Origin of the sequence: Pseudoxanthomonas sp. UTMC 1351 (genome assembly GCF_040948865.1) — a bacterium.
GTDB lineage: Bacteria > Pseudomonadota > Gammaproteobacteria > Xanthomonadales > Xanthomonadaceae > Pseudoxanthomonas_A.
The window spans coordinates 137,083-150,919 of record NZ_JAVGJT010000019.1; the positions used below are offsets into that span (position 1 = coordinate 137,083).

The 13,837-nt window shown below is 61.0% G+C and carries 13 protein-coding genes; 6 read left to right on the forward strand and 7 right to left on the reverse strand.

Annotated elements, in window-relative coordinates; all coding sequences use genetic code 11:
• Nucleotides 1-9: 9 nt before the first annotated feature.
• Nucleotides 10-1,626 carry a glycoside hydrolase family 43 protein gene (locus AB6O04_RS14350; RefSeq protein ID WP_368564732.1) on the reverse strand — a complete coding sequence of 539 codons (1,617 nt, stop codon included), beginning with the start codon at nt 1,624-1,626 and terminating at the stop codon, nt 10-12.
• 141 nt (nt 1,627-1,767) lie between these two features.
• On the opposite strand from AB6O04_RS14350, the gene AB6O04_RS14355 reads away from it, so the two are divergent.
• Nucleotides 1,768-1,920: a hypothetical protein gene (locus AB6O04_RS14355; protein ID WP_368564734.1), complete on the forward strand. Its 153-nt coding sequence runs from the start codon at nt 1,768-1,770 to the stop codon at nt 1,918-1,920.
• 372 nt (nt 1,921-2,292) lie between these two features.
• On the opposite strand, the gene AB6O04_RS14360 is transcribed toward AB6O04_RS14355, so the two are convergent.
• Both AB6O04_RS14360 and AB6O04_RS14365 read right to left on the reverse strand, forming a co-directional pair.
• On the reverse strand, nt 2,293-2,445 hold the full coding sequence (locus tag AB6O04_RS14360) for a hypothetical protein (protein WP_368564735.1): 153 nt from the start codon (nt 2,443-2,445) through the stop codon (nt 2,293-2,295).
• A gap of 136 nt (nt 2,446-2,581) precedes the next feature.
• The gene (locus tag AB6O04_RS14365; RefSeq protein ID WP_368564736.1) at nt 2,582-4,150 is read right to left on the reverse strand and encodes a cellulase family glycosylhydrolase; all 1,569 of its coding nucleotides are present in this window, start codon (nt 4,148-4,150) and stop codon (nt 2,582-2,584) included.
• Nucleotides 4,151-4,784: 634 nt separating this feature from the next.
• Here AB6O04_RS14365 and AB6O04_RS14370 point away from each other — a divergent pair.
• Nucleotides 4,785-4,976 carry a hypothetical protein gene (locus AB6O04_RS14370; protein ID WP_368564737.1) on the forward strand — a complete coding sequence of 64 codons (192 nt, stop codon included), beginning with the start codon at nt 4,785-4,787 and terminating at the stop codon, nt 4,974-4,976.
• 240 nt (nt 4,977-5,216) lie between these two features.
• Here AB6O04_RS14370 and AB6O04_RS14375 read toward each other — a convergent pair whose 3' ends face one another.
• The 3 genes from AB6O04_RS14375 to AB6O04_RS14385 form a co-directional block, all read right to left on the reverse strand.
• The gene (locus tag AB6O04_RS14375; RefSeq protein ID WP_368564738.1) at nt 5,217-5,648 is read right to left on the reverse strand and encodes a DoxX family protein; all 432 of its coding nucleotides are present in this window, start codon (nt 5,646-5,648) and stop codon (nt 5,217-5,219) included.
• Nucleotides 5,649-5,844: 196 nt separating this feature from the next.
• Entirely contained in the window at nt 5,845-6,885 is a 1,041-nt protein-coding gene (locus tag AB6O04_RS14380) for a LysR family transcriptional regulator (protein ID WP_368564739.1), read from the reverse strand.
• A 72-nt stretch (nt 6,886-6,957) separates the two neighbouring features.
• Nucleotides 6,958-7,368: a hypothetical protein gene (locus tag AB6O04_RS14385; RefSeq protein WP_368564741.1), complete on the reverse strand. Its 411-nt coding sequence runs from the start codon at nt 7,366-7,368 to the stop codon at nt 6,958-6,960.
• Between the two features lie 135 nt (nt 7,369-7,503).
• On the opposite strand from AB6O04_RS14385, the gene AB6O04_RS14390 reads away from it, so the two are divergent.
• Both AB6O04_RS14390 and AB6O04_RS14395 read left to right on the forward strand, forming a co-directional pair.
• Nucleotides 7,504-10,581, forward strand: coding sequence for a two-component regulator propeller domain-containing protein (locus AB6O04_RS14390; RefSeq protein ID WP_368564743.1), 3,078 nt, complete (start codon nt 7,504-7,506; stop codon nt 10,579-10,581).
• Nucleotides 10,574-11,200 (forward strand): response regulator, encoded by a 627-nt coding sequence (locus AB6O04_RS14395; protein WP_368564745.1) that lies wholly within the window; start codon nt 10,574-10,576, stop codon nt 11,198-11,200. The genes AB6O04_RS14390 and AB6O04_RS14395 overlap by 8 nt, the downstream gene beginning before the upstream one ends.
• Nucleotides 11,201-11,422: 222 nt before the next feature.
• Here AB6O04_RS14395 and AB6O04_RS14400 read toward each other — a convergent pair whose 3' ends face one another.
• Nucleotides 11,423-12,247 (reverse strand): alpha/beta fold hydrolase, encoded by an 825-nt coding sequence (locus AB6O04_RS14400; RefSeq protein WP_368564746.1) that lies wholly within the window; start codon nt 12,245-12,247, stop codon nt 11,423-11,425.
• 39 nt (nt 12,248-12,286) lie between these two features.
• On the opposite strand from AB6O04_RS14400, the gene AB6O04_RS14405 reads away from it, so the two are divergent.
• A complete protein-coding gene (locus AB6O04_RS14405; protein ID WP_368564748.1) occupies nt 12,287-12,595 on the forward strand; it encodes a hypothetical protein in 309 nt (102 codons plus the stop codon).
• 197 nt (nt 12,596-12,792) lie between these two features.
• Nucleotides 12,793-13,833, forward strand: coding sequence for an alpha/beta fold hydrolase (locus AB6O04_RS14410; RefSeq protein WP_368564749.1), 1,041 nt, complete (start codon nt 12,793-12,795; stop codon nt 13,831-13,833).
• Nucleotides 13,834-13,837: the final 4 nt, after the last annotated feature.

Consider the following 13,837-nt stretch of genomic DNA (forward strand, 5'->3'; position numbering starts at 1 on the left):
TCTCCGGAGTTAATCATTGCGAGTCACGGCATCGCGTGCTTGGAGCGCGTAAAGCGCAAACGCGAAGTCCGCGGGGCGGCCCTCCTTGTCCTTCAGCGGCCGGTCGTCGAGGCTGGCCTCGCCGTCGGCATAGACGTCGCCGCGGCTGGCGCGCAGATTGATCGTCAGCGCCTCCTTCTGGCCATGAAGCGCCAGCGCGTAGCGGCGCCCGGCCTGCAGCACGATGGGCGGATGAGCGCTGAAGTCGAAGCTCAGCAGGCCGGCCCCTTGCGGCCGGTAGGCGATGGCGAGCCCCTCGCCGGTGCCGAGCAGTTCGGTGCCGGCCTCCACGTCGCGCAGCGACAGCCGCAGCGGGTGCGCGGCGTCCGTGCCGTGGCCGTCGCCGGCGTACAAGCTGAGCCGGCCCAGTGCGATGTCGGCGGGCGGCACGAAGGTCTGCACCAGGCGGGTGGCGCCGCCGTCGCGGTTGAAGCCCACGGGCTCGGGGGCCTGGTCGAAAGGCCGGGCGACCGAGGCCAGCGCCGGGTGGCCCGGCCAGCTTTCGGGATAGCCCTGGGCGAACTGCTGGACGGCCACGCGGGTGTCGGAGCGGCCCGGGTCCGCCGGCGCGGGCACCTTGCCTGCGGGCGGCTTGGGCGGTGTGCTGATGCCGGCCTCGGTCTGCGCGACGGGCCACGTGAGGCCATCGGCGTCGTAGTAGAGGTACTCCATCGTGACGGAGCGGCGATTGCCGGCGCCGGTCTGGCCGTCGGGCAGGGTCAGCTCGCCGGTGTGATAGACCAGGTAGGACTGGCCCTTGAAGTCGTCGATGACGCCCGCGTGGATGGTGTAGCTATTTTTCGTCCGGCCGGTCAGCAGGCCCTGGTAAGTCCAGGGCCCGCGCAGGCTGGGCGCAGTGGCATAGGACAGGTGCTCCCATACGTTCTGGTGCGCCATGGATGCGTACGTCATGTAGTACATGCCGTTGCGCTTGGACAGCCACGGCCCCTCGGTGTAGTTGGGCAGCGCGATCTTCTCGATGGGCCCGTCCAGCTCGGTCATGTTCGGCTTGAGCCGGGCCAGGTAGAGCACCGGGTTGCCCCAGGCCATCCAGGCAGTGCCGTCGTCGTCGATGAACACGGTGGGGTCGATGTCGTTCCAACCGTAGGGGCTAGGCGTCGTGGCATCGGTGACCAACGCCGAGCCGCGCGCATCCTTGAACGGGCCCAGCGGATTGTCGGCCACGGCGACGCCGATGGCCTTGCCGGGCTGCGTGTCGTCGTGCTGCACGGTGGCGTAGAAGTAGAAGCGGCCATTGCGCTGCACCACCTGCGCGGCCCAGGCGTCGCCCACCGCCCACTTGAAGTCGGTCGGCTTCATGAAGGTGCCGTGGGCGGTCCAGTGGCGCAGGTCCTTGGACGAATAGCTAAGCCATTCCTTCATGAGGAAGAAGTCGTCGCCCTTGGCCTCGTCACGGCCGACGTAGAGGTAGACCGTGTCGCCCACGACCAGCGGCGCGGGGTCGGCGGTGAAGCGATCACGCAACACAGGATTGGCGCCGGGCGATGGTTCGGCGGCCGACGCGGCACCACAGGCAAAGGCTGCCCAGCAGAGCGCGATGCGATGCAGCAAGTTGACGAGGCTCATCGTAGGTGTGACCTTCAATAGCTGTTGCGGGCGTTCACCCAGAGTGGTTTTGAGAATATCGCCAAACCCCTGTCAAAGCCCGCGAGGAGCGATCGCAATTTGACGTGGCGCTATATCAATTTCGTAATGATCGTTCGATTGATGAATCAGTTTTGGCAAGGAAAATACCTACTCTTGACGTGCGAAGAGCGCGACGGCAAGACGCTGCTCGTCATGAGCGAGCTGTATCCCACAAAGGAAGCGCTCGACGCGTCCGGCACTGGCGCACGGGAAGCGATAAACGAGACGTTTTGAACAGCTCGGCGAACTGATCGCGAAGCTATCCACGTGTTGACTCAGTTCGCGAATCCTACGATGCAGCGCAATCAGCGGCCGTTATCGAGGGTAGGGAAGGTCAGCAACCTTCAGGCATGCGCACTGCAATGTGCAATGTTTGGCAAATGGTGGCCGCAGTTCAACTAACCTAAGGAAGGTCTGAACAATTCGGCTTTTGCTCGTCATTCCCGCGAACGCGGGAACCCAGTGTCTTTGCTTTCAATGGCTTAAGTCGCTGGATCCCCGCCTTCGCGGGGACGACGACAATTATTCAGAGGTTCCCTAAGCCAACAAGAACACTCGTCCAGCAAAATACTGATTAGTGTATTGCGACCAGTCAGTGCCTGAAGCTCACGTGCCAACAAATGGCCCCAGCTCGGCGGTGCGGTGGTCCTGATGAATAATGGAGGCGACTTCCTTCCCGTCGAAGAGTATGGCTTCCTTGGCCTGTGCGGGCAGCGACTGGAATACACAGGCAAGTACAAAACTCGAGAGCGACTTCATCCTCTTCCTCTCATTCATCACAAATCAGGACGTCGTCCGCCACTACCTACGCCTGAAAGCAGACCAGCAAAAAGGCGGTCATAGCGCTAGCTGTGACCGCCTCTGTCATCCACAGATCCAGCGTTCGCAAGAGCGGTCAGGGAACTTGAATCGCCCACTGTTGATTGTTGCCATTCACCCAGCTCCACTGCTGGACGTTTGCGCCATCGGCCGACGAGACGCCCGAGACATCCAGCGCGGAGCCGGTGCTGCTGGCGGGTGACAGCCGATAGAAACCCCCGCTGGTCGCCGAGACTACCCAACGTTGATTATTGGCGCCGGTGTAGGTGCGGATATCCACGTTGGTTCCATTGGTTGTCGATGTACTGGCTACTTGCAAAGCCTTTCCGCTTTGAACGCCGGTGATCCTATAGGTGTTGTTTCCCAGGTGAGCGAACGTCCAGCGTTGGTTGTTGCCGCCGCCATACGTCCACTGGATGACGTTCGCACCCTCGGCAGTATTGCCGCCGCTGACGTCGAGCGCCTTGCCGCTGTGCCGGGAAATCACCCGGTACGTGCCGTTTGCAATGATCTGGCCGGAATCGGCCCCTCGCTTGATCGCGTTGACGGCACCGGCATCAACGATCGAGCCATTGGAACGGTTGAACAATGCAAAGCCGGATGTCCCGTTGTCCCAGTAAAAGGTCTTGATGCCATTGAGGCGGGCAGCACGGTTGATGTATTCCAGATAATACTCGCGCGACTGCCGGTTCATGCCAGAGCGAAGCTCGACGCCGTATTCACCGATGATCACCGGAATGCCGTTGTTCACCCACCGGGTGCGGACCTGCGAGAAGAGACTGTCGACATAGCTTTCCTGGGCCCAGGAACAGTCGCTTTGCGGCGGATAGGGCGAGCCCCAATACAAACAGCTCCCGGCCGGATCCAGCGTGTAGTTGTACGGATCATAGAAATGGACCTCGACCATGAGCCGGTTGGCGATCGAGTCCGACGGCATATTGAAGAAGTTGAGGCCGTGCTGAATGTTCGTGTTGTACGTCTGTACGATGAGCGTGCGCGACGCATTGTTGCCGCCGGTGGCACGCACGGCTTCGACGAAGGTCTGGTTGTAGGACTGTTGGACGGTGTTGTGCTCGGTGGTCGGCGTCCCGTAGTTGGCGCGGACTTCGTTGGTGCCGGCGAACAGCACGCGCTCATTGTAGTTGCGGAACGTGTTGGCGATTTGGGTCCAATAGTTGCGCTGCTTCTGATTATTCGCGACCTGATGCGAGTAAAGCGGATGCTCCTCGAGCCAGCCACCATCCCAATGGATGTTCAGGACCACATACATGTCCTGGCTGTACGCGTAGTCCACCACCTGTTTGACGCGCGCCATCCAGGTGGAGTCGATGGTCTGTGTCTGTTGGTTGGCATGACAGTCCCAGGCCGCCGGAATACGGATGGCATTGAAGCCGGCAGCTTTCACGGAGTTGATGAGTTGTTGCGTGACGGCGGGATTGCCCCAGGCAGTCTCGCCACAGATGGCTTCCATGGTGTTACCCACATTCCAGCCGATCCGGATCTGGTCTGCGACTTGCTGAGCGGGTGGAAGCTGTGCAAATGCGGGTCCTGCAAACAGGAGCGCGGTTGCGCACAACATCGACATTTTTCCAATGAATCTGGCGCGGAGCGAGCGAACTGAAGCGAAAGGTTTGCGATTCGACATGAATCCTCCCAATTTCGACCAACACGATTCTTGCTAATCCGCAACGCCATCACTGGCGTTACAGGGCTTAGTGTTGCCGGCTGCTCCGTCGTACCGCCAAGCGGCAATAGAGCAACTTCGAGGCGACCCTACGCAGGCGCACCATGTTGCACCAATGAATTGTTCTTAATGAGCTATATCGTTTTTGAATGCGGCACCGCACCAACAGTAACTCGCGCACAGTTTCATCGTCTTTCGGCGTGTGGATACTGCAAGATCGGCGATAAGCTCGGTTACGTACTGCCTATCGACGTCGTGCAACCGCTGGTTACCTGCCCAATTCCAGCATCCGCATCACTGCCTGTCCCCACGTGTTCACCTGAAGCTCCTGGAGTAAGGCCGCCGCTTGATGCCTCGATTAGACCCTGAGGCGAGGCGCGCTTCACGCGGACGAGTGTCGAAGCAGCGCCGGCTTCCGCCGGCACATCGGCGGTTCCGACGATTTCGAAATCGCCGCTGGCGCTGATGGGTTGTTGGATCCCTTCACAGACTCCAGCACTGGCGACACCCTCATCAAAGATGTCGTTGGATTCATGCAGACCATGAAGCCCACGAAGCCGATCCTGATAGGCCATTCGATGGGGCGGCGACGGTGATGCGCCTGGGCACCGAATATCCGGACCTGCCGCGAGCAGTGATCATGCTCGACCCTTTGCTCGGCCCGTTGCCGGATCTCGCGCGCCCAACGGCCGCGGTCGTCATGTTCGGAACCGTTGAGGAGCGGGTCGCACAGAATAACGACCCCTTCAATGAGCTAGTCGCCGCGTGCCGCCGACAGGAAATTTAGGACTGCGGCAGCCTCAAGCCTTGAAGAGGCTACATGGCATAGCCGAACGGACACGCGCTTCGATGACCTGCATGCGAACGATGCGTTCGGAAGCAGCACGTTGGTTCGCGGCCGAAGAGTCACCCCGTGGGGAGGGGCGATTAGCGGCCATTGTCGAGGGTAGGGAAGGGCAGCTTTCGATTGCGGATTCAATCGATCGACGAACAGATAGTCATATCATTCAGCCGACGAATCGCCGTTCTAACGTCGGCCATCCAAACTGAAATTACCTGGACCGAAAGCGGTGACCTGTAGGAGACCGCCAGCGATTGCCAGGTTTTTCAGAAAGTGGGTGAACTGGTTCTGATCACCGAACTGGTTGTGGAACGCAACGGCTGCTGCAACGGAGAAGATTGCGAGTACCGAAGCGATCCATCGGGTGCGGTAACCCAGAATCAGCGCCGCTCCGCCAAAAATCTCCACAAAAACTGCCAGGATGAAGCCAGATGTTGGAAGAGGTAGCCCGACGGACGCAATATAACTGATGGTTCCACTCGGGTCTGCCAGCTTCGACATACCCGAAAGTACAAAGATGGTGGCGATCAGGATGCGCGCGCATAACGCCAGAGCTGACGACAGGAGAGGCGGTTTTACTGCCACTTCCAACTGAGCTGTGGAGATGGGAGATGCCATGATTGTTCCTTATGCCGTGGTGGGAATAGGGATGATCTACCGCCGGATCCCGATCGAGCCGATGACCTGCCTCGAAGCCAAGAGACGCATCCCGCTGGGTCGCTGGCAGGCCTTTGATGCTAGGCATTGCGCGCCGACGGCGGTAGGTCTGTATCGGGCCGCACGGTGTTGTCCACCGCGCACCGATACCCTCAGTTCATGCCGCGATGCCAACCTTGGTGGCTGGCGCCGGGATCGGGGCAGATTGGCGTCGTTCGCTCGATTCACCGAGACAGTCAAGATCCAGGGAGCGTATCCGGGTGGTCATGAAGTCGACGAACACCCGGATCCGCTTGGGTAACTGCTGGCGGCTCAGGTAGCACAGATAGTGCCCACGATCATCAGGCGTGACGTGGCCAAGGCATGCTACCAACGTGCCGGCGCGCAGTGCCTCGCAGACCTGGTACCCAGCCAGCTGGGCCAGTCCGTGGCCATCGAGCACCGCCTGCATCACCAGCGAGGGATCGCTGAGCGTAATGTCTGCACTCGGAGTAATACTGCGTGGATGACCATCGACTTTGAAGTCCCAGGACTGCAGGCGACCATTTGCCAGGCGTTGGTTGATGCAGGCGTGTGCGGCCAGATCGTCGACGGACGCCGGCACACCGTTCCGCCGAACGTAATCGGGTGATGCGCAAACCAGCATCCGCATGGGGATCAGTTGCTTGGCGATGACCTGGCTGTCTTCCAGGCGACCATCGCGGAAGGCGACATCGACGCGGTCGGTTACCAGATCAACCGCACGCTCCTCCAGCAGCAGTTCCAGCGCCAGTGTCGGAAAATGCGCCCGGAATTCAGCCAGTAGCGGCGCGACCACCTTGCGACCGAACCCATGGGTGGCACTGATCTTCAGCTGCCCTTGTGGCGGACCCTCGCGCAGATCGCGCATTTCTTCCATGGCTTGCAGGATGCGCTCGACACCGGGACGACAGTTCTCGTAGAACAATTCACCTTCGTGGGTGATCGTAGTGCTGCGTGTTGTCCGCAGGAAGAGGCGCGCGCCAAGTTGCCCCTCCAACTTCTGCACACTCCGGCTGACTGCCGAGCGGCCGACCCCCAGCCGGTCGGCGGCCCGGGAGAAACTGCCCTCATTGGCGACTGCGATGAAGGCGACTACCCCCGCATAACTCGCCGATAGACTGGAGGTCAGCGGATCGCGATGCTCAAACGAGTCTTTGGATGGCGAGATGATTGACATGGTGCCCTCGTGCCTTCAACGCGGTCGATTGAGCCTGCCAGCAACACCGCATAGGCGGCAGCCCAAGACAGGTCAGTCACCGGCCCCTCGATCCGGGGTGCCTCGATCAGGAGTGTTGGCTTGGAGTTGAATGACGCGGCGGCCGTGGCGGCGAGCATCGATTGAGAAGGCACCGGCTCCCATCAGCATGATGGCGGCGCAGCCGCCGACGTGACCCGCAAGAAGCATCTGCTGGATCGGACTGGAGATGGTCAGAGCAGCGAAAACCGCGACGCCGAGAAGCAAGGCAGCCAATCGCGTCGCGAATCCAACCACCAAGAGCAAAGCAATCAGCCCCGCGGCCAGATAAAAGAGGTGGGTGCTTATGGAAATTGCCGACAACGCCGCGGCGGTCCCAAAGGCGACAAACGCGTAGCACATGCGAATAAGCAACAAAGCGAACCCGACGGTACCATCAGGGTAGCGGTATACGTATTTAATCATCCGCCGACGATATCGCCCTGTCGTTCCTTCGCTAAGCCCCGAACGGGGGGATGTCGCAGCACCTCGATGGAGGGGTAGGATGTTCGGGTTCAGGCGGACAAACTAGGGCTATAACGGCCCACGACAAGCGGCTGGTTGGCCGAAGCCAAGAAACGGGTGAAAGCGACGGTGTGGCTACTCAGAATCCTCCTGTTTACCGTCTTGGCGGTTCTGCCTTTGGCGACATCTGCGGAGGAGCCTCGCCGCCTTACCCACTACTCACACCAACGTTGGATCGAGGGGAGCGAAGCCCCGGTGCCGGTGGTGGCGATGGCGCAAGGACGAGACGGTTTCCTCTGGCTTGCGACGGGGGAGGGGCTGCACCGATTCGACGGGCTCAGGTTTCAGCTGATAGAACCTGAAAATAACGGTAAAAAACACGATTTACCGAGTGCATTATTGGTGACGAAGAGTGGCGATGTCTGGACCAACTTCGAGACATCACGCCGCTTCGCCATCTATCGCCACGGTGCACTCCGCATCCTGGATGCACCAGCGGCTCCAAGTCGGATCGCTGCAATGGTGGAAGGCGCGGATGGTGCGATATGGGCGTTGACAGCCAACTACGATGCAGAGGTGCTCCGTTTTCATAATGGACGCTGGCGAACGTTCAACGCGGCGGATGGCCTTCCGAAAAGCAATTCCTCAAACATGCTTGTGGCGGCCGATGGCGCGCTCTGGATCGCGTGCAGCACGGGGGTCGCTCGTTTATCACCGGGCGCCGAGCGATTCGAGATCTATCGGCAAACGCCTCGTGCCAGGTTGTCGCAGGATTCGGCCGGCCGGGTGTGGCTCTCTGAGCCACATGGAAGCTATCCCATCACGGGACCCGGCGGGCGTGGATCACCGCCGCCATTGAACGCACCCTATCGCACCGGCGACGAAGAGATCCGGGGCGCGCCGCTGTTCGATCGCGAGGGAAACCTCTGGATCGCGACCCGCTACGACGGCGTAAAACGTCTCGCGATGCCGAGCGACTCTCCCGACGGTGGCGGCGCCGGAGCGGAATCCTTCACCAGCCGCGATGGGCTGTCCTCGGATGTCACCAGCCAAGTAATGGAAGACCGGGAGGGAAACATCTGGATCGGCACTGAAGGAGGGCTGGATAAATTCCGGCCCGCTACGCTGATCGCCGAACCCGCGCTTGGGTCCCCAGCCGCCTATGGCGACAAGCTTCTGGATGCGTCCGATGGAAGCGTCTATATCGGGCAAGCGCGGACAATCTATCGGGCTAGACCCGGTATGGCGCCGAAGCTGTTCTTGCGCACTGTCGCGGAGCCGCAGAGCCTCTGCGAGGCGCCAGATGGCGCCATCTGGATTGGCCTCCCGACGCAGATCATCGTCTGGGCAAACGGCCGCGTCCGCCAGACGATCGAACGCCCCGACAGGAGCGCTCGCCACAACGTAATTTATGACTGCGCCTTTGACGCGCATGGCGACTATTGGATATCCGCGGCCAGAGGCGGCGTACACCGATACCGGCACGGAAGTTGGGAGGCGGTTCTGTCGTCAGGTGATCAAGCCGATTTCTATCCAACCACGATGGTCCGAACACCACGAGGGGGTGTGGTCGTCCAATCGGGAGACAGATTGGTTTGGTTGGAGGATTCCGGGAGGACGTTCACACGTCTCGATTTTGGGGAAAGTGAACTCAAGGTGCTCACTCTCCACTCTGCAGGCGACTATGTATTTGCCGCCGGCGCCTTCGGTTTGTCGCGATTTCGCGCGGGACGCGTCGATACCATATGGGCCTCTGAAGTGTCCCTTGGCAGCCGCATCAACGGGGTGGTGCGGACTCCGGAAGGCGACACGTGGCTTGCCTATCCAAAATCGCTGGTGCTAATTCAGCCGCAAGATCTTGAACGCGCCTTCAGTGAAAAGGCATTTTCTGCGCCCACTCTATCGCTCGGCCGGGGCGATGGGTTGATGAGTCGTCCTCATTCGCATTCGCAACGCTCCATGGTGCGCGGCGGCGATGGACGATTATGGATTGCAACCGAAACCGGGACGCTGTGGATGGATCCCGCGCGCATTGTGCGCAATGCACTGCCTCCCAGCCTGGCAATCAAGTCGATAAATGGCGATGGCCGTGCATACCGCGATCCGACGACACTGAAGCTACCCGCAGCGACAGCCAATATAGAAATAGATTTCGCCGTACTGAGTTTTGCAGACCCGGGTCGCGTGCAGGCTCGCTACATGCTCGAAGGCTTCGATCGGGATTGGGTCGATCCCGGCACGAGACGGCAGGCGTTTTATACGAACCTGCCACCGGGCAAGTACAGGTTTCGCGCAATCGCCGCCAACAATGATGGCGTTTGGAACCGGACTGGCGCTGCCCTCGATTTCGAGATTCCGCCTACCTTCGTTCAATCGGTGTGGTTCCTGCTGCTGTGCACCGGCCTGGTGGTTGTTTCCCTGTGGTTCTTGTATCGGTTGCGCATGGCGCAGATCGCAAACCGCATCCGGAGCCGGTTGGAGGAGCGAATCAAGGAGCGCGAACGCATCGCGCGCGAGCTCCACGATACGTTGCTGCAAGGCGTTCAAGGCCTGATCCTCCGTTTTCAGGCAGTCGCGGACCGGATTCCGGCCGAGGAGAGGTCGCGAGAGCAGCTAGAGGCGGCACTGGCGGCGGCCGACGATGTTGTTCTGGACGCCCGCAATCGCGTTCAGGACCTGCGCGGCTACCCTGAGGGGACAAACGATCTTTGCGCAATTATCGAGCAGCTCGTGGCAGCCACGCCGTTCGATCCACCGATCCCGGTTCGCATCGTCGTTGAGGGAAAGTCGCGCCCCTTGCATCCGCTCGTCGCTGCGGAAATTACCAGGATCGTGCGTGAGGCACTGCTCAATATCGCCTACCACGCACACGCGCCTTCCGCCGAGGTGGCGGTAGGCTTCGAGGCGCGGCACCTGGCCATACGCGTGCGAGACTACGGCATTGGAATTCCCGATGGCGTGCTGCTGCGTGGCCACAAGGAAGGCCATTTCGGCATGGTCGGCATGCGCGAGCGCGCCGAAAGGATTGGCGGCAGCATGACCATCAGCAGCGATCCCGACGATGGTTCCGAGATTACACTGACCCTGCCGGCTGAGCTGGCGTTTGCGAAGCGCATGTCGCGCAGGCGAACTTGGTTGCGGCACTTTATGCGGAGGAATCCGGCAGATGACTGAACCGAAGATTCGCGTCCTGGTTGTCGATGACCATCCCGTGCTTCGCGACGGCGTTGCCGCGATTCTCGAGAATCAGACCAACATGACGATGGTCGGCGAGGCACGCAATGGCAGCGAAGCCATCGATCGGTTTCGTGAACTGCATCCGGATGTGACGCTCATGGATTTGCAGATGCCGGGCATGAATGGCGTCGATGCGATCACTGCGATTCGTTCCGAGCATCCCAATGCCCGAATCATCGTGCTCACTACTTACGCCGGAGATGTCCAGGCGGTTCGTGCATTGAAGGCGGGCGCGGTCGGGTATCTCTTGAAGAGTAGTCTGCGAACCGAGTTGATTGATGCAATTCACAACGTTCATCGTGGCCAACGCCACGTTCACCGCGACGTTGCCGACGAGATCGCGCTTCATGTGATCGACGAGGCATTGACCGATCGTGAGGTCGCGGTCCTCCGGCTCGTATCGATCGGGAAGGCAAACAAGCAGGTGGCATCAGAGCTCGGCTTGTCCGAAGAGACCGTCAAAGGGCATCTGAAGAGCATATTCTCCAAGTTGGATGTCGCGGACCGTACTCACGCCGTCACGGTGGCGGCGCGGCGCGGCATCATCGAGCTTTGAGTCTGGCTTATGACGTCTGTTCTGGCGACGCCGTGCTGTTCCGGTAGATGCTCGGCGAACGCTATTTGCAAGTGGACCCGCCGCCATCGCATAGGCACCCTCGACTAAGATTGATGCGACAAGAGAGCAATTTTGGATCGTCGATATCCGCCGCATCCGCCGCGTGTTTCGCGGGAGGATGCGACAGAGTGGCCATTGACTGGTGCCACGTTGAGTAAGGTCTTAGCTAGCGCGAAAGTACGCGAGCAAGTCACGGTTGATGACGTCACCATGCGTCGTGCACATGCCGTGCGGGAATCCCTTGTAGATCTTCAGGGTGGCATTGCGCAGCAGCTTGGACGAGAGCGTCGCGGAGTCTTCGATCGGCACGATCTGGTCGTCGTCGCCATGCATCACCAAGGTTGGCGCATCGATGCGCTTCAGGTCTTCGGTGAAGTCCGTTGCCGAGAACGCTTCGATGCAGTCGTACTGCGCTTTGGCGCCGCCCATCATGCCCTGGCGCCACCAGTTCATCCGTAGTGGTTCGGACAACGAGTTGCCGGGGCGGTTGAACCCATAGAAGGGAATCGGAAAGTCCCAGTAGAAACCCGAGCGGTTGGCGGCAAGGTTCTTACGCAGGCCATCGAATACTTCGCGTGGCAGACCGCCCGGATTGTCAGCGGTCTTCAGCATCAACGGCGGCACCGCGCCGATCAATACCAACTTGGCCACGCGGCCGGCGCCATGGCGAGCGACGTAGCGCGCCGCTTCGCCGCCACCGGTGGAGTGGCCGACGTGGATCGCATCGCGCAGGTCCAAGTGTGCGGCCAACGCAGCGACGTCGGCGGCATAGGTATCCATGTCGTTACCGGTCGCCGTCTGGCTGGAGCGGCCATGGCCGCGCCGGTCGTGCGCGATGACGCGATACCCTTGTTCGAGAAAGAACAGCATCTGCGCGTCCCAATCGTCGCTGGACAGCGGCCAGCCATGATGGAACACGACGGGTTGGCCGACGCCCCAGTCCTTGTAGAAGATCTCGGTGCCGTCTTGGGTGGTGATCGATTGCATAGCGCGATTCCTTGTGGAGGGGGTGGGAGTAAGGGGGCCGTGGGTCACGGCCCGGGTGGCGGACAGGGGAATGACGGCGGCCATCGTTACCGCGCCGAGGCTCGATACAAGCAGCCGGCGGCGAATGAAATCGATGGAGGGAGCGGCCGCCATGGCGTAGCTGGCACGTTTGTCGAAGAAAAGCTTGCGCATTGGGATCAGCTTCCTGAGTGGCGGAGAAGGAAGGCGGGGTCACCATCCGCGATGGCGTCACAACAGCGATACGCCGCGGTCGGCATGCAGGGTGATCCGGTCACGAAGCAGCTCGCGTCGGAGACCATGTTCGTGCTCGACGTCTGGATGATGTGAGCACGATAGGAAGTCCGTTGGCGTTGCGGTAGACATGGATGAGGCTGCACGATGTTGATCTCGAGGCATCAATGGTGCCAGCGCGTCCATCCACGCATTGATTCCGAGCGGGCAACATCGTGAGCACTGCGCCGGGTCTACCGGCCGAGATGAAGCGGGAAATACGCTGCCTTCAACCCACGCTGAAGGAGTGCACGATGGAACGCATCGACGAAAGACGCAGAGAGATCATGACGACCGCGGTGATTGGCTTCGCCTCGCGCGGCGTTGTCGCGGCGATTGGCCCGCTGATGGCAAAGACTGGGCTCGCGGCGGAAGCCGTCATTCCAGATCAAGGACTGGGACCACTGCAGCGCATCCGCGCAGACCCGTTGGACGTGGACTATCACGATCTCGGTTCGCGCGACGGCGCGCCGGTAGTCCTGCTGCATGGCTTTCCCTATGACGTGCACAGCTACCAGGATGTCGCGCCGATGCTTGCCGCGCGAGGCTGCCGCGTAGTGGTGCCTTACTTGCGTGGACACCGGGCCACGCGCTTCGTTGATCCATCGGAGCCGCGCTCGGGTCAGCAGGGCGCGATAGGCGCGGACGTGATCGCGTTGATGGATGCCTTGAAGATCCCCGGCGCGATCCTCGCGGGATACGACTGGGGTGGCCGTGCGGCCTGCGTGGTCGCAGCGCTTTGGCCGGAGCGCTGCCGCGGGCTGGTCTCGGTGAACGGTTATCTGATTCAGGACATCGCCGCGTCCGTGCGGCCCGCACCCGCTCGCGTGGAATGGGGCTTGTGGTACCAGCATTACTTCCAGAGCGAGCGCGGACAGCGTGGTCTTGCCGAGAATCGACGCGACATTGCGCGCATCCTGTGGGAACGGAACTCGCCGACTTGGGCGTTCGACGAGGCGACCTTCGAGCGCAGCGCAAGCGCGTTCGACAATCCGGATTTCGTCGACGTCGTCATCCACTCCTATCGGCACCGGTTGGGCGGGGCCGAGGGGACCGCACGATACGCCGATATCGAGCGCCGCCTGGCGGAGCTGCCTCCGATCACGGTGCCAACGATCACGCTGGATGGCGACGCCGATGGTGTCGTCGCGGCGACCGACGGCAGCGCCCAGGCCAAGTACTTTACCCGCCGGCTCGCGCACCGCATCGTGCCCGGCGTGGGTCACAACCTGCCTCAGGAGGATCCGCAGGCGTTCGCCCAAGCGGTGCTTGATCTTATTGACGCGACTACCTGAGCGG

Excerpts from the sequence above, each read along its gene's own strand:
- AB6O04_RS14410 (WP_368564749.1), top strand. The coding sequence starts at position 12,793 with ATGGAACGCATCGACGAAAGACGCAGAGAGATCATGACGACCGCGGTG.
- AB6O04_RS14355 (WP_368564734.1), top strand. The coding sequence starts at position 1,768 with ATGAATCAGTTTTGGCAAGGAAAATACCTACTCTTGACGTGCGAAGAG.
- AB6O04_RS14350 (WP_368564732.1), bottom strand. The coding sequence starts at position 1,626 with ATGAGCCTCGTCAACTTGCTGCATCGCATCGCGCTCTGCTGGGCAGCC.
- AB6O04_RS14395 (WP_368564745.1), top strand. The coding sequence starts at position 10,574 with ATGACTGAACCGAAGATTCGCGTCCTGGTTGTCGATGACCATCCCGTG.
- AB6O04_RS14385 (WP_368564741.1), bottom strand. The coding sequence starts at position 7,368 with ATGATTAAATACGTATACCGCTACCCTGATGGTACCGTCGGGTTCGCT.
- AB6O04_RS14375 (WP_368564738.1), bottom strand. The coding sequence starts at position 5,648 with ATGGCATCTCCCATCTCCACAGCTCAGTTGGAAGTGGCAGTAAAACCG.
- AB6O04_RS14365 (WP_368564736.1), bottom strand. The coding sequence starts at position 4,150 with ATGTCGAATCGCAAACCTTTCGCTTCAGTTCGCTCGCTCCGCGCCAGA.
- AB6O04_RS14400 (WP_368564746.1), bottom strand. The coding sequence starts at position 12,247 with ATGCAATCGATCACCACCCAAGACGGCACCGAGATCTTCTACAAGGAC.
- AB6O04_RS14370 (WP_368564737.1), top strand. The coding sequence starts at position 4,785 with ATGCGCCTGGGCACCGAATATCCGGACCTGCCGCGAGCAGTGATCATG.
- AB6O04_RS14360 (WP_368564735.1), bottom strand. The coding sequence starts at position 2,445 with ATGAAGTCGCTCTCGAGTTTTGTACTTGCCTGTGTATTCCAGTCGCTG.
- AB6O04_RS14380 (WP_368564739.1), bottom strand. The coding sequence starts at position 6,885 with ATGTCAATCATCTCGCCATCCAAAGACTCGTTTGAGCATCGCGATCCG.